Here is a 24,800-nt window from a genome sequence, read left to right on the forward strand (position 1 = left end):
CCGATGACGCTGTCTCGCCCGCTGCTCCTGGCCACCGCCGTCCTGCTGGCCGTGCCCGCCTCGGCGCAGGCGCCGGACACGGTGGCCGTGCGGGTGGATTCCGTGTCGGCCATGAGCGGACCGAGGCCGACGGTAACGGTGCCGCTGCCCAACGGACCCGGCGTGCTCTACTACCGCGCGGGCTCCGTCGGCTCAGCGTTCCGGCCCACCCCGGGCCGACGCGCACCGGTCGCCGCCGCCGCGCGCCCCGTCACGCAGGCCGCTCCGGCGGCGAACGTGGAGGCGGCGCGCGAAGCCCTCGGCCTCCCGCCGTCGGCCCAGCCGCGGGCGGCGACGGTGACGGAGGGCGTGAGCCGACTGGACCTGCTCCTGCTGGAGCGCGACCTGCTGGACGCCATCGACCGGCGCCTCGCCCGCCTCGACCTCGGCGCGGCGCCCCTGCCGGCCGCGCCCCAGGCGCCGACGGTGCTCGTGGTGCCCGGTCAGACGCCCGCGTCACCGCTGACGCCGGCTTCTCCCACCCCGGAGCCGGATCCTGTCGTGGCTCCGCCGGTGGTCGGCCCCGCGGTCCCGCGCCCCGCACCCGGTCCGGTGACCGTGGAGACGATCGAGCGGGCGATCCTCGAAACCGGCCTCTTCCGCACGACGACGGTCAACTTCGAGTTCGCGAAGGCGGCGCTGCTGCCGACCTCGGCGGCGACGCTGGATGTCCTCGCCGACGTGCTCCGCCGCTACCCCGACCTGCGTGTCGAGGTGGGCGGGCATACCGACGACCGCGGCTCGGACGCGACCAACGACGCGCTCTCGCAGCGCCGTGCGGAGTCGGTGCGCGACTACCTCGTGGCCTCGGGCGTGACGTCCGACCGGCTGACGGCCGTGGGCTACGGCGAGCGGCGGCCGGTGGCGGACAACGGCAACGATACAGGCCGCGCGCTGAACCGGCGCGTCGAGTTCGTGGTGCTCAGCCCCGAGGGCGCCACGAGCACCCGCCCGGCGGAGGCGCCCACCGTGCGAGACGTGATCCGCGAGGAACTGGAGCGGATGCGCGGCGACGGCTAGATCCGGCGTGTGGGCGGTGAGGGATTCGAACCCCCGACCCCCTCGGTGTAAACGAGGTGCTCTAACCAGCTGAGCTAACCGCCCGCGCCCGCCTCGGCGAATCCGCCGAGGTCGGCGGCGGGGTGCCCGAGGCGGCACAACCAAAAAAGGCCGGTCGGTGGCGTGCCGACCGGCCCGGAGCGGGAAACGGGACTCGAACCCGCGACCCTCAGCTTGGGAAGCTGATGCTCTACCAACTGAGCTATTCCCGCAGTACGCGCCCCCGGGGACGCGGATCGAGAAGGTACGGGATCCGCGAGAGACGAGTCAACACGGGGGGCGCAGGGTGCACGAAGTCAACGGCCCTTCACGGGCGCCTCGCGGCGGCACGGTATCTTTTCGGCCCGCCGCCCGTGCCCCCGTGGCCCGAGCGGCGCTCTCGTGTTTCCCCCGTCGGCTCGCAACCGGGCACTCTGCCCGCCGCGACGCCGCTGCCGCCGCGCCCCAGGCGCCCCCCGATGAAGCGCACCTACCAGCCCAGCCGCCGCAAGCGCGCCAACAAGCACGGCTTCCGCTCGCGCATGGCCACCAAGAACGGCCGCAACGTCCTCGCCCGCCGCCGGGCCAAGGGCCGCCACGCCCTGACCGTCAGCGACACGAAGCCGGGCAAGTAGCCCCGGCTCGCGTCGCCATGCCGCGGCCGACCGCCTTCCCGCGCTCGCGTCGCCTCAAGCGGCGTCGCCTGATCCGCCCGCTCTTCGAGCGGGACCGGACCGACGTGCAGCGGGTTCGCGCCGGGACCGTCGTCCTGCTGACGCGCACCGTGCCGCGCGCCGACACCGGCCACGACGTGGGCCTGCAGGTCGGCTTCGCGCCGGGACGCCGCCGGACGAACGCGCTGCGGACGCAGGTCCGCCGCCACCTCCGGGAGACGTTTCGGCTGCATCAGGAGGCCTTGCTCGGCCGCTTCGGCGACCGTCCGGACGCGCTCACGGTGATGGTCCTCTTCCGGGGCCGCGACGCCGACGCCGGGGCGGCTATCCGCCGCGACCTCCCGCGCGCCCTCGCCCGACTGGCCGACGCCGACCTCCAGGTCGCCGACCGTCCGCTCTCGACGCCCGACGCACCTCCGGAGACGCGGCCCTCGTAGCCGCCCCTCGACCTCCCCCAACGCACGTGGAACCCCAGGGCCTCGACCGCACCGCCATCGCGGGCATCCTCCTCATGTCCCTCATCCTGGGACTGTGGCTGATCCAGACCGCGCCGACGCCCGAGCAGGTCGAGGCGCAGCGCGCCGCCGCCGACTCGATCGCCGCCGTCCAGGCCGACGCCGCAGAGCCCGAGGCCGTCGAGGAGACCCCGGAGGAGGGCATCGTGACGCCCACCGACTCGACGTTCGCGCGGGCGCTGAACCGGCCCGAGCGGCGCGTGACCGTCGTCACCGACCGCGTCGTCGCGACGTTCTCGACGCAGGGCGGTACACCGGTCTCCTACAAGCTCCGCAGCTACGACCGCGCGAGCACCGACGAGCCCGTCGAGCTGGTGTCCAACGAGGACGGCGCGCTCGCCATCGGCGTGCTGCCGTCGCGCGGAGAGTATCTGGACACGCGGGCGCTCTCGTTCACGCCCATCGTGAACGGGCAGCCGTTCGCCGACGACACGCTGCGAATTGAAGAGGGTGAGGCGGAGCTTCGCTTCGAGGCACCGATCGGGCAGGGCGCGCTGCGACTCGTGTACGGCTTCCACCACGACGCCTACGACCTCGACTTCCGCGTCGAGACGCCCGGCACGAACCTGCTCTCGCAGGGCGGGGGCTACGAGATCCTCTGGGACGGCGCCCTCCCGCTGGCCGAGGCCGACCCCCAGGGCGAGTCCCAGCAGGCAGGCGCCTTCGTCCGCACCGGCGGCGAGGACACCGAGTCGGTCAAGTTCACCAAGGCGGGCGAGGCCGAGCCCCTCGTCCTCGGCGGGCAGGTGGACTGGGTCGCCGTCAAGACCAAGTTCTTCATCGCCGCCCTGATCCCGGACGCCGGCACGACCACCGAGGCGGGCCGGGTGGAGGGCTCCCAGGTGGGCGAGGCCGACGAGCCGGACAGCGGCTTCGCGCAGGACTACCGCGCCGCCATTGAGATGCCACGCCTGCCGGCGGGCGAGTCGGCCGCGTTCACGCTCTACCTCGGCCCCCTGGAGCTGCGCCGCCTCGCGGACTACGGCCTCTACGACACCGTCGACTTCGGCGCCTGGGTCGGGTTCATGATCCGCCCCATCGCGCAGTACGTCGTCGCGCCCACGTTCGCGTTCCTGTCGACGTTCATCCCGAACTACGGGTACGTCATCCTCGTGTTCGCGCTGCTGGTCAAGCTGCTGCTCTGGCCGCTGACGGCGGTGAGCTACCGGAGCGCGGCCAAGATGCGCGAGCTGCAGCCCCAGCTGGCCGCCGTCAAGGAGAAGTATGGCGACGACCCGCAGAAGATGCAGGAGGCGACCATGCGGGTCTACAAGGAGGCGGGCGTGAACCCGCTCGGTGGCTGCCTCCCGATGCTGCTCCAGTATCCGCTGCTGATCGCGCTGTGGCGCTTCTTCCAGTCGACGCTGGTGCTGCGCGGCGAGTCGTTCCTGTGGGCGGCCGACCTCTCGGCGCCCGACCCGGTCCTGAACCTGCCATTCACGATCCCCTTCGTGGGCGACTTCCTGGCGGGCTTCACCATCCTGATGGCCATCTCGATGGTGATCTCGATGAAGCTCTCCATGTCGTCGTCGAGCGCGATGGGCGGGCAGCAGAAGGTGCTCATGTACCTGATGCCGATCATGTTCTTCGTCTTCTTCAACCGCTTCCCGTCGGGCCTGTCGCTGTACTACCTGGCGTTCAACATCTTCTCGATCGTCCAGCAGCGCCTCATCAACAAGCAGGTCCACGACGCGCACCTGCGCGGGGAGACGCCGGAGATCGACAAGGCGGCCGCGGTGGCCGACAAGGCGGCGGGCAAGGGCAAGCGCTCCAAACGACCGGGCCGCCGCAGCCTCACCTCGCAGGTGGTCTCGAAGAACGGCCGCGCGGACACGAAGAAGGGCAAGAAGTAGGACGTGCGTCGGCGGCCATGACGCGTTCCAGCCTAGCGACTCGCTCTCGCTGACGGAGCACTGCGTCTCTGTTGCGCGTTGCGAGTCGCGCCTCCGACCTGCGGCCTTGACCACGCAACACGAACCGCGCACCACCGAGACCATCGCCGCCCTGGCGACGGCCCGAGGCACGGCAGCGCTGGCGGTCCTGCGCGTGAGCGGACCGGACGCGGTCGCCATCGTGGACGCGATGTTCTCCGGCGACCTCACCGAGGCCGAGGGGCGGACGGTCCACGTGGGATGGGTCACGGGAGCAGACGGGCGACGGGTGGATCAGGTCGTGTGCGTCGTCTGGCGCGGGCCGCACTCGTCGACCGGCGAGGACGTGGTTGAGGTGACCTGCCACGGTGGCGACGTGGTCGCGGGCGCCGTCCTCCGAGCGCTGTTCGACGCTGGGGCCACCCCCGCGACGCCGGGCGCCTTCACGCAGCGCGCCTTCCTCAACGGCAAGCTGGACCTCGCGCAGGCCGAGGCCGTGGCGGACCTGATCCACGCCGAGAGCCGACTCGGCCACCGCGCCGCCGTCTCGGCGCTCCGCGGGCGCGTGTCCGAGGCCGTCGGCGCGGTCCGCGAGGCGCTCGTGCAGACGGCGGCGCTGGTCGAGTTGGAACTCGACTTCGGCGAAGAGGACGTCGCCTTCGCCGACCGCACCCAACTCCGCGACTTGCTCGACACTGCCGACCGCGAGCTGGCCGACCTCATCGGCACCGCCCGCCTCGGGGCGCTCGCGCGCGATGGCGTCCGCGTCGTGCTCGGCGGCCGGCCCAACGCAGGCAAGTCGACGCTGCTGAACGCGCTCGTGGGCGACGACCGCGCCATCGTGAGCCCGACGCCCGGGACCACGCGCGACGCGGTCGAGGCGGAGGCCGAGATCGGGGGCTTGCGGGTCCGCTTCGTGGACACGGCGGGCCTGCGCGAGACGGCCGACGCCATCGAGGCCGAGGGCACGCGCCGCGCCCGCGCCGCCATCGACCGCGCCGACGTGCTGCTCTACGTCGTCGACGCGACCGTCGGCCTGGACGCCGAGGAGCGAACCTTCCTCGCCGACCTCGCCGAGCGCCAGCCCGAGGTGGCCGTGCTCGTGGTGGCGAACAAAACCGACCTCCTCGCGGCCCCCCTCGGCCCCGAGGCGGGGCCCCTCGCGCTGTCGGCGCAGGCCGCGCTCGCCGACGATGCCCGCCTGGACGCGCTCCGCGCCGCGCTGCTCGACGCCGTCCGCGCGGGCGGGCTGGACGCGGCCGAGGGCGGGCTCGTCGCCGTCAACGAGCGGCACCGGGCCCACCTGGAGGCGGCGCGCGAGGCCATCGGGCGGGCGCGCACCTCGCTCGACGCGGGCGACGGCGGCGACACGCTAGCGCTCGACCTCCGCGACGCGCTCCACCACCTCGGCCTCGTGACCGGCGCCGTCACCACCGAGCACGTCCTCGACGCCGTGTTCTCGCAGTTCTGCATCGGCAAGTAGCGGAGAACGGAGCGGCGCCTCAGACGTTCGGACGCCGTGGACCTCTCCGATCTCCTCCCCGCCGAGACCGACTCCGCCGACGCCACCCGCGCGCTCGGCCGGGCGCTCGCTGCGCACCTCGAACCGGGAGACGTGATCGCTCTCTCCGGCGACCTCGGCGCGGGCAAGACGCACCTCGTCCAGGGCGTCGCCGAGGGCCTCGGGCTGGACGGCGGCGCGGTCACCTCGCCCACGTTCGCGCTCGTCCAAGAGCACGGCGACGGCGCCCTGCTCCACCTCGACCTCTACCGCATCGAGTCAGACGCCGAGGCGGGACGCCTCGGACTGGACGAACTGCTCGACGGCGACGCCATCGCCTTCGTCGAGTGGCCCGAGCGCGCGGCCGACTGGCTTCCGCCCCGCACCCTCTGGCTGCGGCTCACCCACCTCGGCGGCGACCGAAGACGCGTGGAGACGGCGGAATGAGACGGGAGCGCCGGGTATGCGACGACCTGCGCCCTCGACGCCACGCGAAGGAGACGCCACGCACACCTCCCCCTTCACCTCTCTCTCCGCATCTGTGACCGACGCCGAGCGCCGCCTGCTCGCCCTCCCGCGCTTCGCAACCAGCACGGCCGCCTACCGCCCGGGCCTGGAGCGGATGAACGCCTTGCTCGCCGCGCTCGGCGACCCGCAGGAAACGGTCCCCGTGATCCACGTGGCCGGGACGAATGGCAAGGGGTCCACGGCATCCCTGGCGGCCTCGGTCGCGAGCGCAGCGGGGCTGCGCGTCGGTCTCCACACCTCGCCACACCTCCTGAGCATCCACGAACGGATGCGCGTGGATGGCGCCCCGGCACCGGACGCGTGGCTGGCAGGCGCGCTCGACCGGGTCGGCGATGCCCTCGAAGCGGTCGCCCCCAGCTTCTTCGAAGCCACCGTCGCGCTGTCGCTGCTGTACTTCGCTGAGGCGGCGGTGGACCTGGCCGTCGTCGAGGTCGGGCTCGGCGGGCGCCTCGACGGCACGAACGTGGTCCGACCGGTGGCGAGCGTGGTCACGCACGTCGGGCTGGACCACACCGACCTGCTGGGCGACACGACAGCGGCCATCGCTCGCGAGAAGGCGGGGATCGCGAAGCCGGGGGTCCCGCTGCTCCACGCCGTCGCGGAGGCGGAGGCACAGGCAGCGCTGACCGCCGAGGCCACCCGCCTCGGCGCCCCCGTCGAGCGGGTGCGCGAGACGTGTACGGCCGCGGTCCTCGACGCCGCGCCGCTGCGGATCCGGCTCCGCACGCCGGCCGCCGACTACGGCGAGGCCGCGATCGGGCTGCCTGGCGCCCACCAGGCATGGAACGCCGCGTTGGCCGTCCGGGCCGTCGAGGTCGCTGTCGGGCGATTGGGAGGCCCGGCGCCCGAGGCAGTGCGGGCCGGACTGGCCGAGGTCGTAACGCGATCCGGCCTGCGGGGCCGTGGTGAGTCGCTTCCCGAGGATCCGCGCGTGGTACTGGACGTCGCCCACAATGCCGACGGCTGGCGCGCGGCCCTCGACGGCCTCCCTGTCCCCGAGGGCGGGCGCCTCTGGGCACTCGTCGGCGTGATGGCCGACAAGGACGCAGGCGCCCTCGCCGACGCCCTGGCCTCGCATGACACTCGCGCGCTCGTGATGCCGCTGGATGGCGACCGTGCCCTCCCCGCCGAGATCCTGGCGGAGACGCTCCAGGCGCGTGGCGTCCCCGCCCTCGTCGTCGCCGATGCCCGGGCCGCGCTGGAGGCCTTCACTGAGGCTGCGGCCCCAGCCGACCGCCTGCTCGTGACGGGGTCCCACCTGACCGTTGCTGCTGTTCTCGCGCGAACCCGTTCGGCGCCGGTAGGTTAGAACTTCTCTATTCGACTCGTCCGACCGGCCACCCGTCCCTTCTCGCCGGTCTTTTCTAGCCCCTCCCACCCGTCCCACCCTGGGGTCGCGGGTCTCCCCTTCCATGACCATTGCTGCGCTCGAGCAGAAGAAAGTCGCCGAACTCTACGAGATCGCGCGCCGACTTGGCATCGAGAGATACACGGACCTCCGCCGACGCGACCTGATCTACGCGATCCTGAGCGCACAGGCCGATGCCGACGCCTCGGACCCCCGCGTGGTGGAGGGGGAGGACCGGCCGTCCGCGCGATCGGTGCCCCGGTTGCGCCCCTCGGACCCCGGTGCCCGCCGCGACGCCCGCCGCCCGCGCGCCCCGCGTCCGCGCCAGCCCATCGGCGAGCACTGGCCGGCCTACATGCATGGGTACGACCCGATGGCCGTGCCGCTGGACGGGCTCGTCCGGAAGACCGGCATCCTGGAGATCCTGCCCGACGGCTACGGCTTCCTCCGCTCGGTGGAGTACAGCTACCTGCCCTCGCCCGACGACATCTACGTCTCCCCGAGCCAGATCAAGCGCTTCTCCCTGCGCGTCGGCGACACCGTGGACGGGCAGATCCGGCCGCCCAAGGAGGGACAGCGCTTCTTCGCGCTCATCCGCGTCCACTCCATCAACGGCCGGACGCCGGAGGCCTTCGACGAGCGGACGAGCTACGACTTCCTGACCCCCGCCTACCCCGACCAGCCGCTCCGCCTGGAGACGACCCCGGACGAACTCTCGACCCGCGTGATCGACCTCGTCGCGCCCATCGGGAAGGGTCAGCGAGGCCTCATCGTCGCCCCCCCGCAGTCGGGCCGGACGACCCTGCTGCAGAAGATCGCGCGTGGGCTCCTCGTCAACGAGCCCGAGGCCATCGTGATCGTGCTCCTGGTGGACGAGCGGCCCGAGGAGGTGACCGACTTCCAGCGCGCCGTGCCCGCTGCCGAGGTCGTCGCCTCCACCTTCGACGACGACCCCGAGCGGCAGGTCCACATCGCCGACGTGGTGCTCGAGAAGGCCAAGCGCCTCGTCGAGGCGGGCCAGGACGTGGTGATCCTGCTCGACTCCATCACCCGCCTCGGCCGCGCCCACATCGCGACGGCGGAGGGCGGCGGGCGCACCGCCTCCGGCGACATCGAGGCCGCGGCGCTGCGCGGGCCCAAGCGCCTCTTCGGCGCCGCCCGCGCCGTCGAGGAGGGCGGCAGCCTCACCGTCATCGCGACGGCCCTCGTCGACACCGGATCCGACCTCGACGTCGCCCTCCTGGCCGCCTTCAAGGGCTCGGGCAACATGGAGCTGGTGCTCGACCGGTCTCTGGCCGACCGCCACCTGTTCCCGGCCGTGGACCTCGCCGCGAGCCACACGCGCCGCGAGGAGATCCTCATCCCGGCCGACCGTCTCGCCCGCGTTCGCACGTTGCGCCAGCGCCTCGCGGGCCTCGACGACCCGCTGGCCGCGCTCCTCGACGCCCTCCGCGCGACCGACGGCAACGACGCGCTGCTGGCACAGGAGTAACGTGCGGGCGACCGCGTGCTCCCTCCTCCGGTCCTCTTCGGCATGACACCGACTCTCGCCCGCGCCGACCTCGTCCACCTTGACGCCCTCGCGGAGCTGTTCGACCGCTATCGCCGGTTCTACCGCCAGCCGTCCGACGTAGCCGCCGCGCGGGCCTTCCTCCAGGCCCGGCTCGACGCCGACGAGTCGGTGATCTTCGTCGCCACGCTGCCCGACCGGGAGGGCCTCGTCGGGTTCACGCAGCTCTACCCCTTCTTCTCGTCCGTGCAGATGCGGCGCGTGTGGGTGCTCAACGACCTGTTCGTGGCCGAGGACGCCCGGCGCCGTGGTGTCGCACGGGCGCTGATGGATGCGGCCCGGACCTTCGCCGCCTCGACCGGCGCCGCCAGTCTGGAGTTGGCGACGGAACGCGACAACGTCTCTGCGCAGGCGCTCTACGAGGACCTCGGCTACGCGCGCGACGACGCCTACCGGCACTACGCGCTCTCCCTCTGAGCCAGCCGAGGCCGACCGTGACCGCGCCGGGGTGGGCCGGACGAGGCGGCGTCGCTATGCTCTGGGTCCGCCCCACGGGTCGCACCTGCTGCGCCCCTCACCGCTTCCCTCCTGACTTCGTGAAAGCCCTCCTCCTCGACATGGACGGCGTCCTCGTGGATGTCCGCGGCTCGTACCGCCGCGCCATCGCCGAGACCGTCGCCCACTTTACCGGCACCCCGCCGACCCCCGAGGCCATCCAGGCCAAGAAGGACCTCGGAGGGTTCAACAACGACTGGGTGCTGTCCGAGGCGCTCGTCCGCGAGGCGGGCGGCGACGCGCCGTTCGAGGCCATCAAGGACCATTTCAACAGCGTCTACCAGGGCGAGGACTTCGACGGGCTGATCGCCACCGAGCCCGCAGCCATCCGGACCGCCACGCTGGAGGACCTGGCCGAGACCTACGCCCTCGGCCTCGTCACCGGGCGCCCCGAGGCGGACGCCCAGTGGACTCTCGACCGCTTCGGCTGGGGCGCGCTGGTGCCGGTCGTCGTGGGGATGGGCCGGCAGGCAGGGCGCGAGAAGCCCGACCCCTATGGCCTGACGCTCGCCCTCGCCGACCTCGGCGTAGACGCGACAGACGCCGCCTTCGCAGGCGACACCGTCGATGACATGCACGCGGCGGTCGCCGCCGGGTGCCTCGGCATCGGCGTGGTCCCGCCCGGGCACGAACTCGGCCCCCACGGCCGAACGCTCATGCGAGCGGGCGCCCACGTCGTCGTCTCGACGCCGGACGCCCTGCCCGCCCTGCTCGCCTCAGGGCTGGGCTGACAAGAGGCAAACGAGGGACGGGCTGTGGGCGGGAGCCCCCGTTTCATTCCCCCGTTCGGTTCGGTATCCCGTGCGCCTCTCGCTATCGGTCTCCGTACAGCGTGTGCGTCCGGATCTTCTCGCACAGCTCCAGCGCCCGCCTCTCGCGGGTGGCCGGGCGCTTGGCCTGATCCACGTGGACGCCCAGGGAGCGGCGGCGGCCGGGCGTGAACGTCTCGAAGCGCGCCGACGCGGCGGGGTCCTGCGCGAGCGCCGCCGTCAGTTCCTCAGGCAGGTAGACGGCGTCGGGGTCGGGCGCAGCGGAGAGTTCGACGAACGCGGTGTCCCCGAAGCCCAGCCCCGCCCTCGCCAGCACGTTCTTTCCGAACAACAGCTTCGGCACGCCGTCGCCCCGACCGTGGACGACCCGGCGGAAGGGCACGCCGCAGAGCGTCCCGACCACGATGCGCGCGTCGCCGAGCGCCGCGTCCACCTCGGCGGGGAGCGGGACGTAGTGCATCCGCATCCCGGCGTCGGTGCGGAGGACAGGACCGGCGAAGACGTGCTCGGACATGGCGGGTGGCGCGGCTCCCTCGGAGACTACGCCGAGGTGGGCGACACCGGCACATCAGGCCGGACGGCGTGGAGGCGCGCGACGAGCGCCTCGGCGTCCTCGCGCGTGCGGCACCGGAGGAGCCAGTCGTAGGCCCGGCGGCGCCGGATCCAGACGACGCGCCCGGACCACTCGATGCCCTCGATGGTCTTCAGGGTCATGTAGTGCGGCACGACGCCCTCGAACGCGAGCTGATGGTCGGAGAGGCTCAGGAAGCCTGCATCCGACCAGCCTTCCAGCCGGGCCAGTTGCTCGCGGAGCCCCTGGCGCGTGCGCTCTCCACGCCAGGACATGCCCGCCTCCAGGATGTCGTCCACGAGGAGCTTGCGCCAACGCACACCGGTCGCCGCGACCTCTCAGTCGGGCGCGGCGGCCCGTTCGCGGAACAGGGTGTGGTGGAGCAGCGAGTAGAAGACCTCGTTCTGCGCGCCCGGGTCGATGTAGACGTGGCGCTCGCTCTTCGTCCGCAGCACGGTCCCGTTGCGGAAGCGGAGGATCTGGAAGAGGTGCTCCACGCGGATCTCGTCCGGCAAGCCCACCTCGGGCTGGAGGACGATGCGGCGGTCGGTAAGGATGGCATGTCCGGGGCGCGCCCTCTTCCTGTGGAGGTGCGCCGGGACCGTCAGGCTGGCCGTGCGCCCCGACATCAGCGCCTGCTCGCCGACGTGGCGCTGAAACCGGCGAACGTCGAGTGGCGCCCAGTCCGCCTCGGTCCGCATCCGGCCGACCTCGCCGCGCGCCAGGGAGAGGCCCACGTCGGCGACGGGAAGCTCGCCCTGGCGCAGCTTCCAGCGGTCGCGCGCGTGGTCCAGCATCGTCCGCACGCGGGCCGGGATGTCGAGGCTGAGGGCGACGCGGACGCGCTCGATCTCGGCCTCCTCCTCGGGCGTGAGGACTCCGTCGCAGAGCGCCCCTGCGATGGTCTTCGTGAGGCGCTCCCGCGCGAGCACGTCGTAGGCGCCGTCGGCCAGGCGCGGGTCGAGGCCGAGCAGGTGCTGGAGCTTGTAGAGCAGCAGCCGCTCCTCGACCGAGAGGCAGTCGTCGGAGACGGCCTCGGAGACGGCCGTCCCGAAGGCGCGCTCGTGGGCCGGGCGTAGGTCGGCCGCGCTCAGCGCGAGCGTCGCGGCGACGTGGCCGAGGATCCGCCGGTCCTCGGCATCGAGGTCGCCATTGGCGAGGCGGTCGTCGAGGAGGGCCTGGTACAGCGCCTGACGCTCGGCGCCGAACGAGAACGCGAGGTCCACGTTGTGGCGCCGCGAGATGCGGACCCGGTCGGCCGGGCCGAACTCGCCCAGGGTCTCGGCCGCCGCGATCAGGTTGTGGAGCTCCACGTAGGCGTTCCGCGGGGGCGCAGCTCCGAAGCGGCTGGCGGGTTCCGGGCGGAGCAGGTCGAGCGGTCCCATTCGGTGAGGCGTGAGGCGTGAGGCGTGAGGCGTGAGGCGTGAGGCGTGAGGCGTGAAGATGGCCCGCCTCGGCACCGCGGTGGAAGCAGGCCCCGGCCGTTTCCGCGCGCTACAGCAGGCGTGCGACGTGAAAGCTGACGACCGGCGTCCAGAAGACCTGGCGGGACGGGTCCTCGACGTCCGGGCGGATCTCCAGCAGGTCCACCTCGATGGGGAAGTACGTCCCCTCGAAGCCGAAGCGGACGGCCTGCGTGGTCGTGCGCCCGCGCCCGAAGAAGGCGCCGACAGCGAGCACCGTCCCCACGCCGACCCGCGCCTGCGCGTCGCCGACCGTCGCCAGCGGGCCGCGCGCCTCCTCGGTGGCGTCGCGGCGCCCGTCGCCGTCGAGGTCGTCGAAGTAAGGCCACTGTAGCGCCAGCGTCGGGCCGACGGAGGCCTGGACGAACGGCCGGAAGTTGTCCTCCACGGACGCCCGGAAGAGGCGCCGCTCCAGCCCCACGTGCAGCGGGATCAGCGCCACGTAGTTGCGCTTGAACGGCGTCACGCGCTCGCCGAAGAAGCCGAGGAAGCTCTGCTCGCGCTCGTCGCGCCCGGCGCCGACGGACAGCTCCGTGAGGAACGACACGTCGTCAGTGAGCCGCGCGCGGACGCTGCCGCCGACGCCGAAGCCGTACTCGGTGAGGACCAGCACGAGCGCCCCGGTGGAGCCGTAGCGCGCGGCGGTCGTGTCGGGCAGCGGCGGCGCGACGCGGTCCTGCGCGCCCGCAGGCCCGGCGGCGAGGGCCACCAGAAAGAGAGAGACGACGATCCGCAGCGCGCACATGTCTGGAACGTACCCATCCCGCCGACCAGCCGCCGCCGCCTCGGCGTACGTTTCGGCATGCCCGAGCCCCGTCCTGCCCTGGTCCCGGCGCGCACCGTCCTGCTGGCGGGCGGCGTGCTGACGCTGCTCGCGCTCTTGTGGACGCTCCGGGACGGGCTGGGTCCGTTCTGGGTGGCCGTCGCCGGGGCGGCCTTGCTGTGGCCGCTGCGCCGCGAGCGCCCGGCGCAAGCCGTGCTGTGGGCGGGCGGCCTCGTGTTCGGGGCGTACCTGCTGAGCCGCCTGTCCGGGGTGCTGGCGCCGTTCATCGCGGTGTTCGTGGTGGCCTACCTGCTGGACCCCGCCGTGACCGCCGCCGAGCGCCGGTGGCACGTTCCCCGCTGGGCGTCCACCCTCGTGCTGACGCTGGCCGTCGTGGCCGTCGTCGCGGTGGTGCTCGTGCAAGGCGTGCCGATGGTGGCCAGCCAGGCCGAAGACCTCGCCTCGCAGGCGATCGCACTCGCCATGCAGGCCCCGGACTGGGTCGCCAACTCGTCGGCCCTCGCCGAAGCCGAGGCGGCCGGGCTTCTGGATCGCGCCGCGCTCGTCGAGCAGCTGACGACGTTCATCCCCGGCCAGATCCAGGGCGCGCTGGGCCGCGTCCCCGCCTTCCTCGGGGGCCTCTTTCGACAGGTCGGCGCGCTGCTCGGGCTGGTGACCACGGCCGCGCTCGTCCCGGTGCTGCTGTTCTTCACCCTGAAGGACTTCCGCCAGCTGCGCGACGGGCTCGTGTCCCTGCTGCCCCGGGTCGACGGCGAGCGCACGTACCTGACGCGCGCGGCGAGCGTGTTCGGCAGCTACGTCCGTGGGCAGCTCACGATCTCGGCACTGAGCGGCGTGCTGGTGGCCGTCCCCCTGACGCTCTTCGGCGTGCCGTACTCGCTGCTGCTGGGGCTGGCGGCCGGGCTCCTCAACCTGATCCCGAGCCTGGGCTCGGTGCTGACCTACGTACTCGGCGTGACGCTCATGCTCGCCTTCGGGACGTTCAGCGACGTGCTGATCGTGCTGGCGGTGCTGGCCGTGCAGGCGCTCATCGAGCAGGCCGTCCTGACGCCCAACATCATGAGCCAGCAGGTGGGGCTCCACCCGGTCGTGATTCTGCTGGCCCTGTTCGTATCCGGGGCGCTGTTCGGCCTGCTCGGGCTGGTGCTGGCCGTCCCCGCGGCGGCGCTGGTGGCCGGGGCCGTCCGCGCCCGCCGCGAGTCGCTGGTCATCGACCTCGGCGACGACGAGGAGGACGCCGACACACCCGGCGCCCTCCCCGAGGCGGGCTAGGGCAGCACCAGGGCCTGCGCTGTAGCGTCCGAGGCGGGGGCCTGCGGAGCGGCCTCGACGGTCGGGGTGGGCTCGTCGGCGGGCGGGTACGTCGCGCCGCACTGGCCGAGCACGACCCAGATGATGACGAAGACGAGGATGGTCGAGAAGCAGCCGCCACCGAGCTTCTTGGCGCCGTAGCCGGCGATGAGACCGCGAAAGAGGTTGTTCATGTCGAGAGGGGGAGAGAGAAGGGAGGGCTCGTACGGCGGGACTGCCGACGGGGTCCGGCCACGACCCGACGCTCGCCTCCCTCGGCTCCGAGGCGGGGTCACCCGGCCCCCGCGCGGCGTCGCCAGGCGACGGCTCCGGCGACGGCGGCGACCAGGAGTTCGACGCCGAACGTCCAGTGCAGCACCATGCTCACGATCCAGTGGGCGTACCGCGCGGGCACCTCCACCAGCGTCGTCTCATGGTCCGAGAACGGCGCGCCCCAGCGCACCGCTCCCGCGATGCTGTCCAGCGAGAGGTGGAGGAACGCCGCCGCGCCGATGGTGAGCGCCAGCCACGCGATCCACCGGCTCCGCCGAACCGCGGCGACCGCGAGCCCGGCTCCGGTCACCGCGAGCCACGTCAGCGGCCAGTGCGTCGGGAAGGCGTGGTGGTGGACCTGCCCGCCGGTCGCGTAAAAGGCCAGCACGTCGAGGTCGGGCGCGACGCTGGCGACGAGCGCGACGGTGAGGAGCGTCCGCCGACGGCGCGGCGTCAGACCCAGGCGGTCGAGGACGGGCGTCGCCGCGAGGTACCCGGCGGGGATGTGGCCGATGAGCATGGTGCAAGATCCGGCCCCGCCCGCCTCGGCGCCGAGGTGGGATGTTTCGCCGACGCTTGCCGGGCTGACGGCGTACGCCGTGGTAGCCTGCTCCGAACGCTCTCCGACCCATGCCCCTGACCTTCGAGCTCCAGGCCGAGTGCCCCGAGACCGGCGCCCGCGCCGGCCTCCTCCACACCGACCACGGGACCGTCGAGACGCCGACGTTCCAGCCCGTCGGGACGGTCGGGAGCGTCAAGGGCGTCGCGCCGCGGACGCTGCGCGAGATCGGCGTCCAGCAGATCCTGGCCAACACCTACCACCTCGCGCTGCGGCCCGGCCGCGAGGTGCTGCGCGCGATGGGTGGCCTGCACCGGTTCATGCAGTGGGACGGCCCCATCCTGACCGACAGCGGCGGCTTCCAGGTATTCTCCCTCGCCGAGCTGCGCAAGGTCACCGAGGAGGGTGTCCGCTTCCAGAGCCACCTCGACGGGACGCCGCTCCACTTCACGCCCGAAACCGTCGTCGACACCCAGCGCGACATCGGGTCGGACATCATGATGGTGCTGGACGAGCTCACGCCTGCGACCGTCGACGAGACCGAGGCGCGGCGCGCGAACGGGCGGACGTTGCGGTGGGCCGAGCGTGCCTTCGCCCACTACCGCGCCACCGAGCCGCTCTACGGCCACCACCAAGCCCTCTTCCCCATCGTCCAGGGCGCCACCTTCCCGGCCATCCGCCGCGAGTCGGCGGACGCGTTGATGCAGCTCGGCGCCGAGGGGTACGCCATCGGCGGGCTCTCCGTCGGCGAGGCGGCGCCGGTGATGTACGAGATGGTGGAGATCGTCAACGCGGTGCTGCCCGCCGACCGACCGCGCTACTTGATGGGCGTCGGGACGCCGCAGAACCTGATCGAGAACGTGGCCCGCGGCGTCGACCTGTTCGACTGCGTCATGCCGACGCGCAACGCGCGCACCGGGACGCTGTTCACGACCGACGGGATGGTCAACATCAAGAACGCCCGCTGGAAGACCGAGCAGGCGCCGGTCGACGCGGGCCTCGACGTGTACCACTCGCAGACGTTCTCGAAGGGCTACCTCCGGCACCTCACCAAGGCCAACGAGCCGCTCTTCATCGAGATCGCCAGCGTCCAGAACCTGGCCCTCTACCTCTGGACGATGCGCCAGATGCGGACGGCGATTCTGGAGGGCCGCTTCCCGGCGTGGCGCCGCGAGTGGGCCGACCGACTGGCGCGGAAGGCGTGACGAGGGCGGGGCTCCGCGTTGGCCCAGGTGCAGCACCTCGCCAACGCGGAGCCCTGAACGCTACTCGAACCGCTCGAAGCGGATGCCCCGCGTGCGGCCGAAGTCGACTACGAAGGCGGTCACCTCGCCGTCGGCGTCGCGCTCGAACTCGAGCGTGGGGCCGCTGCCGGTGAACGTGTCGCCGGAGACGTGCGAGAGCGTGACGTCGCCCGTGCGGAGGTGGCGCGACACCAGGTCGCCGTCCTCCATGACGACCGTGTAGAAGGTCTCCAGTTCGTCGCTGAAGTAGCGGCCCTCGTAGGCCGCGAGGTCGAGCGCCTCGGTGGGCTCCTCGATGCGCGTCGCCGGGTGGTCGCCGTTCTGGTGGAGCGTCGCCGAACGGACCCGGCCGTCGGGTCCGCGGTGGAACGTGACGGCCGCCTCGACGGCGGTCAACACGAACGAGGAGTCCGACCGGGGGACGATCTCCAGCGCCGCCTGGCCCGTCGCCTGGGTCTCGTAGCCCCCGTCGCCATCGCGGCGGAACTCGAGCACGAAGGCGGGCGCCTCGTCGAGCGAGTAGCGGCCGGCGTAGCCGTCGAAGAGCGCGTCGTCGAAGTCGGCCGGGTCGAAGTCGGCGGCCTCGGCGACAGGCTCATCGGAGTCGGCGTCGTCGGAGAAGGCCTCCGGGAAGAAGGCCTGCGCGGTGCGGTAGGCGATGGCGTCTGTGTTGGTGGCCGAGTTCGTGAGCACGAGCACGCCCGCGTCGAGCGTCGGGAAGACGACGAACGCAGAGCGGTGCGCGTTGTCGGCGCCGCCGTGGTGGACCGTCGGGACGCCCTCGAACTCGCTCAGGAAGAGGCCCAGCCCGTAGCTGGTCGTGTCGCCGGTCGTGAGCACGGCGCGCTCCGTCATCTGCGCGTAGCGCGCCGGGAAGGCGTCGCCCAGGTGCACGGTCGCCATCCAACGGGCGAGGTCGCGCGCGGTCGTGTAGATGCCGCCTGCGCCCATGGCGCCGCCGAGGTCGGGCACGTCGGCCCACGCGCCGTTCTCGCCGCGCGCGTAGCCCGCCGCCCGGTTCGGCACGATGGCCTGCGGCGAAGTCCGGAAGCGTGTGTCGGCCATGCCCGCCGGCGCGAACACGTTCTCGGCGACCCACTCGTCGAACGGCTGATCGGCGACGCGCTCCACGACGAGCGTGGCCAGCGCGAAGCCCGAGTTGTTGTAGTTCCACTCGGCGCCGGGCGCGTTCTGCAGGTCCGGCTGCCGCTGGATCATGCGGATGATCTCGTCGCGGTGGATGGCGTCGCCCTCGCCCAGCCGACGACCGGCGACGACGAGCGTGTTGAGGAACTCGCGGTAGCCCGACGTGTGGGTCAGCAGGTTGCGGAGCGTGACGGTCTCGCCGAAGTCGGGGAGCTCCGGGATGTAGTCCCGGACGTCGTCGTCCAGGTCGAGAAGGCCCTGCTCGGCGAGCGTCACGAGGGCGAAGGCCGTGAACTGCTTCGAGGTCGAGCCGATGTTGGTCGGCGTGTCGAGCGTGTACGGGCGCATGGTGGTGAGGTCGGCCAGGCCGAAGGCCTCCTCGAAGACCACCGCGCCATCCTCCACCACGACGACGATGCCGCCGGGCGCGTCCGGCCGGTCGAACGCCGCCATCAGCTGGCGGGCCGTGCCCGCGGGGGTGATTGCGACCGGCTCGGCGCGGTCGATGCGGAGCGCGTAGGCGCCCTCGCCGTCCTCGAACGGGGTGATCGTGATCGTGTAGTCCCCGGCCGCCTCGGCCTCGAACTGGAACACCTCGGGGCCGCGCGCGGGGCCGTCCACCTCGAGGACCTCGGCGCCGTCCGGGCCGGTGACCGTCACCACCACGTCGACGGTCTGCTGGTCGGCCGCGCCGAAGACGAACTGGTCGGCGCCGAGGGCGAGCGTGTAGGCGTCGGCGTCGCCGGTGGCGAGCGTGCCCTCGACCGACTGGCCCACGGTCAGGGAGGTCTGGGCAGCGACCGAGGTAGCCAGGAGCAGGAGCAGAACAGTCGGCGCGAGACGCATCGGGGAGCGGGTGTGTGTCGCCTCCTATCGTCGCACACGGCCCGCGAGTTGCGCCACACAAAAAAGCAGCGGGGCGGAGCCCGAAGGCCCCGCCCCGCTGCGGTCTGTCGAGACGAGGGTTCGCTAGCGAACCACGGTCACCGTCTCCGTCAGCGCGACGTCCTCGGTCTGCATGCGCAGCACGTAGACGCCGGACGAGAGCGAGGTCGCGTCGAGCGAGACCGTCTGGGCACCCGAGACGGGGCCATCGACGAGCGTCGCCACGCGGCGGCCGAGCATGTCGTACAGCGCGACCGAGACCTCCGAGGAGGTGCCCGCCGAGAAGCGGACCGTCGCCATGCCGCGGAGCGGGTTGGCGACCGTCAGCGACACAACCGAGCCGTCCGGACGGGTCTCCGACGCGACGGCCGGGAGGGCCTCGATGTCCTCCGCCTCGATGACGAGCAGCTGGTAGCCCGTCGTCGGGTCGTCGAAGTTGAACTGCCCGACGACGGCCGTGACATCGGCGCGCGGCGGGACGTCTTCGCCGTCCACGGTGGTGTCGGCCGCGTTGGGCACGCGGAGCGAGACCGCGCCCGTGGCGTCCGAGGCGTCGGTGATGGCGTAGGTCGTCCGCTCGGTGAAGATGCCGCCGTTGTTGTCGCCGGCGCCGATGGTGACCTCCTGGACGGTCACGAGCTCGGCCTCGTAGGCCTCGCCATTGGCCGCCAGTTCAGCGAGCGTGACCACCTGCGCGGCCGGGATCGGCTGGTCGCCGCCGACCGCGTAGCTGTCGAGGTCGCTGTCGTTGATCTGGAGCAGGCTGGCGAACTCGGAGAGCTCACCCGTCACGCGGATGAACGACCCGGGGTGAATGCTGCCGTCGGCGACGCCGTCGAAGAAGCCGCCGCTGGTCTGGCGGATCGTCAGCGCACCTGTCGCATCCTGGATGTAGGTGAACGCACCCTCGGTCCGGGTCACCGTCGCACGGATCGAGACGTACTCCCCGGCGCCGAGCGCGCGAGCGTCAGCGATGGTGTAAAACTCGAACGGGTCCGTGTCGACGATCGAGAACGTGAACACGCTCGGGTCGCCGACCGTGGCCACGCCGTCCGTAACGGTGAGACCGAAGAGGGCCGTCTCGTTCGGCTCGTCGCCGTCGTTCCCGACCGCGGTGAGCGTGGCCGAGAGGATCTCGCCGTCCGTGTTGCCGCTGAAGGTGAGCGTCATCGGGGTCGGCATGGTCACGTCGTCCATGGACGCCGAGCCGCCGGTGTAGCCGATGGTCACGGAGACCGGGAGGCCCGTCGGGACGCCGCCGTCGAAGTCGATGCGGACCTTCACGGTGGCGAAGCCGCCGCCCTCGTTCCACGTGATCTCAGGCGTCTCGAAGGAGACGACCGGGTCGTTCCCTTCGACGATCGTGCCGTCGGAGTACGTGCCGATGGGCCACGGGTTGGTGGCCGTGCCCTGCGCCGTGTCGTCGTCGTTGGCGTCGACGCCACTGAACGTCCAGTTGCCGATCACGAACGAGGAGCCGTCGGGGCCGGTCTCGTCGGTCCGGTAGGCCCAGCCGTCGAGGTACTCCCAGGGCTGACCGCTGCCGTCGACCAGAATGTCGCCGAACACGTCGATGACCTCGCCTTCGCCGCCGACCGTCGCGCCACCGGGCGCGTAAAACAGCTCGATGGCGTCATCGCCGTTGATGCCCGCGGCGCCACCGGCGTCGAAGGTCGGGGCGAAGCCGAAGAACTGCGTGAACCCGGTGGTCTCGGAGGCCGCGTAGAGGTAGTCCCCTGCCGACGCCGAGCCCGAGAACTGGAACTCGATGCCGTCGGTGTCCTCACCGTTGTTCGCCGAGCCGAAGCCGTAGAGGCTCAGATCCGCGATGTCTTCGGTGACGTAGAACTCGATCGCCTTCGGGATGCCACCCGGGAGCGGGCCGTCGAAGACGCCCGTGATGATCAGGGGCGAGTCCGTTCCGCCGCCCATCTCGACACCGAAGGCCACGTCGTCCCAGTAGTAGGTCCGCGTCGCCGCCGGAAGCGTCGAGGCCGGGACGTTGTCGCACTGGAAGTCGAAGAAGATCGACGCCTTGTTGTAGTTGCCGCCGACCTGGATCGGGTTCGTGTTGGGCTTCGGATCGGCGAAGTCGAACACCATCGTCTCCCATCCGCCGGCGACGGTCGTGTAGGTGTACGTCTCGGCGTTGAGGCCCGGGTTGCCGACCTCTTCCACCTTGAACAGCACGAGCGCGCCCGCCTCGGGCGACCACACGCGCACGCTCATCCGCTGCTCATCCTCCGTGAAGGGGATGCGCTCGGTGAAGCCGTTGGCGTCGGCGACCGTGGTGCCCGCGAAGCACTCGGCCGTGGCCGGGCGGGTGGTCTGGACGACACGGTTGGTCGCGTCGGTCGGGTCAGTGATGATCACCGACTGCTCGGTGCCGCCGAAGTCCTGCAACTCGTAGTTGATGTCCTCCTCGAAGGAGATCGGCAGCGCGATGTCATCGCCGCCGCTGGTGCTCTCACCACCGAAGGTGATGTCGTCCCAGTAGAACGTCTCCGCCATCGGGGAGTCGGCGCGGCCGAAGTCGAAGAAGGCGACCAGCTTGTTGTACGCCTCAGCGGGGTTGACGGGCGGCGACCCGGCGGCCGGAGCCGCGAAGTCGAACACCAGCGTCTCCCACTGCATCGCGACCGTCGTGAGCGTCTCCGTCTCGGAGAACGCGCCGCCGGCGGTCTGCTCGATCTTGAGCCGCACCGGGACGCCCGCGCGGGGAGACCAGACGCGCATCGACATCGTCGTCGCGTCGGCCGTGAAGGGGACCGGCGTGGCGAGGCCAGTCACATCCGCGACGACGGTACCGGCGAACGTCGCCGCGCCCGCTCCGCGGACGGTCTGTGCGACCATGTTGGCACCGTCCGTCGGGTCGGCCACGAGGGTCGTAGCGGTCCCCTCGAAGTCGCGGATCTCGTAGTTGATGTCCTCCTCGAACGTGATCGGGAGGTCGAGCGCCGCCTGCGCCTTCGGGCTGGCGGCGGTGCCCACGAGGGCGAGAAGCAGAAAGAGGCCCGACGCCGTCCGGTAGGAGGCGCGGAGCGCGTGAGTAGAGAGTCGCATACAGGGGGAGGGAGAAAGAGGAGAGACCAGGGGGATCAACCTACGTCGCACATTCCCCCAGGGTCCGCCGCGGCGGGGCATTCCAGACCGCCAATTCTGTGCAGAGGACGCGCCAGACGGCACCGACACGCCCTTCGCCCGTTGATCCCCTGCTTTCCCCACGCGCTCGCATGGCCCGCCAGTTCGACGTCCCCGCCTTTTACCGGAGCCCCATCGTGACGCGCGTCAAGGCCGCGCGCACGGCGGCCGACCCCCGCAAGAAGGACCTCTCTCCGAGCGTGCTGGACTTCGGCCCGCTGCGCGTGAAGCTGGCCCGCCACTTCGGGTTCTGCTTCGGCGTCGAGAATGCCATCGAGATCGCGTACCGCGCCCTCGCCGAGAACCCCGACATGGCCGCGGCCGGACGGATCTTCCTCCTGTCGGAGATGATCCACAACCCGCACGTCAACGAGGACCTGCTGGCGCGGGGGATCCGCTTCCTGCGCACGACCTCGGGCGAGCCCCTCCTGCCACTCGACACGCTCACCCCCGGCGACCTCGTCATCGTGCCAGCCTTCGGCGCCCCCACCGAGGTCCTGGACGACCTCTCGTCGCGGGGCGTGGACGTGCAGGCCTACGACACCACCTGCCCGTTCGTCGTCCGCGTCTGGAAGAAGGGCGCGAGCATCGGCGCGAAGGGCTACACGGTGATCGTCCACGGCAAGCGGACGCACGAGGAGACGCGGGCCACGTTCAGCCGTGCCGCTGCGTCGGCGCCCGTGGTGGTCGTCCGCGACGAGGCCGAGACGGAGACCCTGGCGGCTGTCATCGAGGGCCGCGAGGACGCGGCGTTCTTCTGGGACCACTTCACGGGCAAGACCTCCGAGGGCTTCGACCCGGCCCGCGACCTCGCCCGCCTCGGCGTCGTCAACCAGACCACCATGCTGGCCTCTGAGACGGCCGCCATCGCCGAGCGCATCCGCCAGGCCGTCGTCACGCGTGACGGCGACGATGCGAACATCGCCGACACGTCGGACACGCTCTGCTACGCGACCAAGGAGAACCAGGACGCCACTGAGGCCCTCATCGCGTCCGGCGCCGACGTGGCGATCGTGGTCGGCGGTTACAACTCGTCCAACACGTCGCACCTCGTGGAGCTCTGCGAGGACGCGGGCCTGCCCACCTACTTCGTCTCGGACGCCGACCAACTCGTCTCGCCGGGCCTCATCCGCCACTTCGACTGGCGCACCAAGACGCCCCGCGAGACGGCCGACTGGCTGCCCGAGGTGGACGGGCGGCCCCTCGACGTGATCCTGACGGCGGGCGCCTCGTGCCCGGACGCACTCCTGGACGCGGTCATCCAGACGCTGTTGTCGTGGACACCGAGCACGCGGCCCGTCGACGAAGCGCTGGCACCGTTCGAGGCCGCGCCGGCCTGAGTCAGTTCCGGAGGGCTACCTCAGCCGCGAGCCCCTCCTCGCGGTGGCCGGCGCGCGAGACGGCGTAGAGCCGGAAGCCGCCCAGGTCCCACCACGGCCAGCCAGACGCCGAGGCGACCTGCTCCATCAGGAACGACACGTCTGACTGGACGGCCCAGTAGCCGCGGTCGCGCAGTTCGCGCTTGACGTCGAGCGTGGTGGTGGTTCCGGCCTCGGTGGCGGCCAGGAGGGCGGCGGCGCGGACGGCGGAGGCGGTGAGGCGGGAGAAGCGGGTCATCTGGAGGGGGTGCAAAGGGAAGAGATGCGAGGCGAGGTCGTTCAGTCCGCCGCGACTTCGACGAGGTAGCGCGGGCAGGCCTGCGCCTCGCGGTAGACCACGATCTCGTCGTGGCGGAGCATGGTCCCCGCGCGGGCGTGGAGCGAGTCCGGCGTGCCGAAGAGCCGGTGCTGGCCGAGACGGTCGGCGGTCAGTTCGTAGCACCACGCCTCGTGCTTGCGGACGACCAGCGGGGAGCCGACGTGCACGTCGTACAGCGCCAGGACCCCGCGGCTAGCGGCCTGATCGGTCCAGAAGGCACCCCGCAGCGAGGTGTAGCCGAGCGACTTCTGGAAGTCGGACGCGAAGTAGAGACCGTGGCCGAACATCTTGCCTGTGATGACGGCGCGCGCCGGGTTGAGCACGAGACCGGTCTCCAGGATCGAGAGCCAGTTCTCGGACCGCGAGCCGTGCCACAGCAGCCGCGTCTGCTTGCGCCGCGCCGCCGCGACGTGGGTCTCGAACCGCGCCCGTTGCGCCGGGTGCACCACCTCGACGACGCTCTGGAGCCGGTCGGCGTGCACGCCCATCATCGAGCGGACGCGCGCCAGCACGGCCTCGTCGGTGACGCGCTGCAGGTCCACGCCGAGCGCGTCGAGCAACGTCGGGCGCGCGGCCTCGCCGCCCAATCGGACGCGCTGGGCCATCCGGTCCAGGGCCTCCTGCTCGGCGTCGAGCACGTCGGCCAGGTTCTCGGGATCGAGGGCCTGCCCGAGCAGGTGCTCGCGGACGTTGCCCATCTTGCGCGGGATCGTCCGGTAGAGGTCGAGCAGGTGAGCATCGAAGGCCGCGACCAGGTCGGGCTGGTCGGCGGGCGGACCGGTGAGGCGACCGGCTAGGTCGGCCAGGGCGTCGAGGTGGGTCTGCGCCTCCGTCACCTGGCGCGCGCTGACGGCGTCCGGGGCGACGAGGTACTGGGCGCTCAGCGCGGCGTCGGCGGCGGCGCGGAGGCGGTCCACCAGCGCGGCCACGGCGGGGTCGTCGATGGCGAAGCCGCCGTCGCCCTCCTCGGCCGCGAGGGCCGTGATGTCGACGTAGCCCTTGCGGGTCTTCGCGCGGTAGGTGGCGTCCCACCGGCTGGCGTCGTAGGTGCGCTCCTGGAGGCGGGCGCCGATGCGGCCGAAGCGGGCGGTGAAGGTCCCATCGCCGTTCTCGGCCATCTCGTAGACCTTGTTGTTGTTCTCGCCCGTCACCATGACGAGGCGGACGGCGGGGCGGCGGTCGGGGGCGTGTGCGGACATGATCTCGGGGGCTTGCGGATACGTGATGGACCCAAGATCCGGCGACGCAGTGACACCAAAATGTCACACTCTGCCCGACCCGTTCGCTTTTCCGCTTCCGGCCAGACTGGCTCCGCCTCGATGCGCCGACGAAGGCCCGAGGCGGAGCCGCCTGCCCGGCTGCGGAGCCCGGCGCGAGAACCCGGAGCCGGGGCGCCG

The 24,800-nt window shown here is 72.0% G+C and carries 23 protein-coding genes and 2 tRNA genes; 13 read left to right on the plus strand and 12 right to left on the minus strand.

Annotated features, from left to right (window positions below):
• Positions 1-3 precede the first annotated feature (3 nt).
• Positions 4-1,059: an OmpA family protein gene (locus B1759_RS20455; RefSeq protein ID WP_095514515.1), complete on the plus strand. Its 1,056-nt coding sequence runs from the start codon at positions 4-6 to the stop codon at positions 1,057-1,059.
• Between the two features lie 10 nt (positions 1,060-1,069).
• On the opposite strand, the gene B1759_RS08135 is transcribed toward B1759_RS20455, so the two are convergent.
• Both B1759_RS08135 and B1759_RS08140 read right to left on the minus strand, forming a co-directional pair.
• Positions 1,070-1,143, minus strand: a tRNA-Val gene (locus B1759_RS08135).
• A 94-nt stretch (positions 1,144-1,237) separates the two neighbouring features.
• A tRNA-Gly gene (locus tag B1759_RS08140) sits at positions 1,238-1,310 on the minus strand.
• Between the two features lie 246 nt (positions 1,311-1,556).
• On the opposite strand from B1759_RS08140, the gene rpmH reads away from it, so the two are divergent.
• The 9 genes from rpmH (at position 1,557) to B1759_RS08185 (ending at position 10,310) form a co-directional block, all read left to right on the plus strand.
• Positions 1,557-1,712 (plus strand): 50S ribosomal protein L34, encoded by a 156-nt coding sequence (gene rpmH, locus B1759_RS19665; protein WP_158225175.1) that lies wholly within the window; start codon positions 1,557-1,559, stop codon positions 1,710-1,712.
• A 17-nt stretch (positions 1,713-1,729) separates the two neighbouring features.
• Complete coding sequence (locus B1759_RS08150; protein WP_095514517.1) at positions 1,730-2,188, plus strand: ribonuclease P protein component; 459 nt, start codon at positions 1,730-1,732, stop codon at positions 2,186-2,188.
• Between the two features lie 26 nt (positions 2,189-2,214).
• Complete coding sequence (gene yidC / locus B1759_RS08155; protein ID WP_095514518.1) at positions 2,215-4,119, plus strand: membrane protein insertase YidC; 1,905 nt, start codon at positions 2,215-2,217, stop codon at positions 4,117-4,119.
• 106 nt (positions 4,120-4,225) lie between these two features.
• On the plus strand, positions 4,226-5,620 hold the full coding sequence (gene mnmE / locus B1759_RS08160) for a tRNA uridine-5-carboxymethylaminomethyl(34) synthesis GTPase MnmE (protein ID WP_095514519.1): 1,395 nt from the start codon (positions 4,226-4,228) through the stop codon (positions 5,618-5,620).
• 36 nt (positions 5,621-5,656) lie between these two features.
• Entirely contained in the window at positions 5,657-6,085 is a 429-nt protein-coding gene (tsaE, locus tag B1759_RS08165) for a tRNA (adenosine(37)-N6)-threonylcarbamoyltransferase complex ATPase subunit type 1 TsaE (RefSeq protein WP_095514520.1), read from the plus strand.
• 94 nt (positions 6,086-6,179) lie between these two features.
• Complete coding sequence (locus B1759_RS08170) at positions 6,180-7,475, plus strand: folylpolyglutamate synthase/dihydrofolate synthase family protein (protein WP_095514521.1); 1,296 nt, start codon at positions 6,180-6,182, stop codon at positions 7,473-7,475.
• 103 nt (positions 7,476-7,578) lie between these two features.
• The gene (gene rho, locus B1759_RS08175; protein WP_095514522.1) at positions 7,579-9,006 is read left to right on the plus strand and encodes a transcription termination factor Rho; all 1,428 of its coding nucleotides are present in this window, start codon (positions 7,579-7,581) and stop codon (positions 9,004-9,006) included.
• 42 nt (positions 9,007-9,048) lie between these two features.
• Complete coding sequence (locus B1759_RS08180) at positions 9,049-9,501, plus strand: GNAT family N-acetyltransferase (RefSeq protein ID WP_095514523.1); 453 nt, start codon at positions 9,049-9,051, stop codon at positions 9,499-9,501.
• A 119-nt stretch (positions 9,502-9,620) separates the two neighbouring features.
• Complete coding sequence (locus B1759_RS08185; protein WP_158225176.1) at positions 9,621-10,310, plus strand: TIGR01548 family HAD-type hydrolase; 690 nt, start codon at positions 9,621-9,623, stop codon at positions 10,308-10,310.
• Positions 10,311-10,392: 82 nt separating this feature from the next.
• Here the strand turns inward: B1759_RS08185 and B1759_RS08190 are convergent, their stop codons facing one another.
• The 4 genes from B1759_RS08190 to B1759_RS08205 form a co-directional block, all read right to left on the minus strand.
• Complete coding sequence (locus B1759_RS08190) at positions 10,393-10,863, minus strand: YdeI/OmpD-associated family protein (RefSeq protein WP_095514525.1); 471 nt, start codon at positions 10,861-10,863, stop codon at positions 10,393-10,395.
• A gap of 26 nt (positions 10,864-10,889) precedes the next feature.
• Entirely contained in the window at positions 10,890-11,240 is a 351-nt protein-coding gene (locus B1759_RS08195) for a hypothetical protein (RefSeq protein ID WP_095514526.1), read from the minus strand.
• An 18-nt stretch (positions 11,241-11,258) separates the two neighbouring features.
• Positions 11,259-12,305, minus strand: a complete 1,047-nt coding sequence (locus tag B1759_RS08200) for a hypothetical protein (RefSeq protein ID WP_095514527.1) — start codon at positions 12,303-12,305, stop codon at positions 11,259-11,261.
• 109 nt (positions 12,306-12,414) lie between these two features.
• Positions 12,415-13,128, minus strand: a complete 714-nt coding sequence (locus B1759_RS08205; RefSeq protein WP_095514528.1) for a hypothetical protein — start codon at positions 13,126-13,128, stop codon at positions 12,415-12,417.
• A gap of 57 nt (positions 13,129-13,185) precedes the next feature.
• Here B1759_RS08205 and B1759_RS08210 point away from each other — a divergent pair, with 57 nt between their 5' ends.
• A complete protein-coding gene (locus B1759_RS08210) occupies positions 13,186-14,439 on the plus strand; it encodes an AI-2E family transporter (protein ID WP_095514529.1) in 1,254 nt (417 codons plus the stop codon).
• Here B1759_RS08210 and B1759_RS08215 read toward each other — a convergent pair.
• Entirely contained in the window at positions 14,436-14,651 is a 216-nt protein-coding gene (locus tag B1759_RS08215) for a hypothetical protein (protein WP_095514530.1), read from the minus strand. The genes B1759_RS08210 and B1759_RS08215 overlap by 4 nt on opposite strands.
• Positions 14,652-14,749: 98 nt before the next feature.
• Positions 14,750-15,250 carry a metal-dependent hydrolase gene (locus tag B1759_RS08220; protein ID WP_095514531.1) on the minus strand — a complete coding sequence of 167 codons (501 nt, stop codon included), beginning with the start codon at positions 15,248-15,250 and terminating at the stop codon, positions 14,750-14,752.
• 116 nt (positions 15,251-15,366) lie between these two features.
• Between B1759_RS08220 and tgt the strand changes: the two genes are divergently transcribed.
• Positions 15,367-16,494 (plus strand): tRNA guanosine(34) transglycosylase Tgt, encoded by a 1,128-nt coding sequence (gene tgt / locus B1759_RS08225; RefSeq protein WP_369811369.1) that lies wholly within the window; start codon positions 15,367-15,369, stop codon positions 16,492-16,494.
• A gap of 60 nt (positions 16,495-16,554) precedes the next feature.
• Here tgt and B1759_RS08230 read toward each other — a convergent pair whose 3' ends face one another.
• Positions 16,555-18,525: a serine hydrolase gene (locus B1759_RS08230; protein ID WP_095514533.1), complete on the minus strand. Its 1,971-nt coding sequence runs from the start codon at positions 18,523-18,525 to the stop codon at positions 16,555-16,557.
• Positions 18,526-18,648: 123 nt separating this feature from the next.
• Positions 18,649-21,627: a T9SS type A sorting domain-containing protein gene (locus B1759_RS08235; RefSeq protein ID WP_095514534.1), complete on the minus strand. Its 2,979-nt coding sequence runs from the start codon at positions 21,625-21,627 to the stop codon at positions 18,649-18,651.
• Positions 21,628-21,797: 170 nt separating this feature from the next.
• Here B1759_RS08235 and B1759_RS08240 point away from each other — a divergent pair, with 170 nt between their 5' ends.
• Positions 21,798-23,045, plus strand: coding sequence for a 4-hydroxy-3-methylbut-2-enyl diphosphate reductase (locus B1759_RS08240; RefSeq protein WP_095514535.1), 1,248 nt, complete (start codon positions 21,798-21,800; stop codon positions 23,043-23,045).
• A gap of 1 nt (position 23,046) precedes the next feature.
• On the opposite strand, the gene B1759_RS08245 is transcribed toward B1759_RS08240, so the two are convergent.
• On the minus strand, positions 23,047-23,322 hold the full coding sequence (locus tag B1759_RS08245) for a hypothetical protein (RefSeq protein WP_095514536.1): 276 nt from the start codon (positions 23,320-23,322) through the stop codon (positions 23,047-23,049).
• Positions 23,323-23,363: 41 nt separating this feature from the next.
• Positions 23,364-24,602, minus strand: coding sequence for an ADP-ribose polymerase (locus B1759_RS08250; RefSeq protein ID WP_095514537.1), 1,239 nt, complete (start codon positions 24,600-24,602; stop codon positions 23,364-23,366).
• Positions 24,603-24,800: the final 198 nt, after the last annotated feature.

This window comes from Rubrivirga sp. SAORIC476 (assembly GCF_002283555.1).
Classification (GTDB): domain Bacteria; phylum Bacteroidota; class Rhodothermia; order Rhodothermales; family Rubricoccaceae; genus Rubrivirga.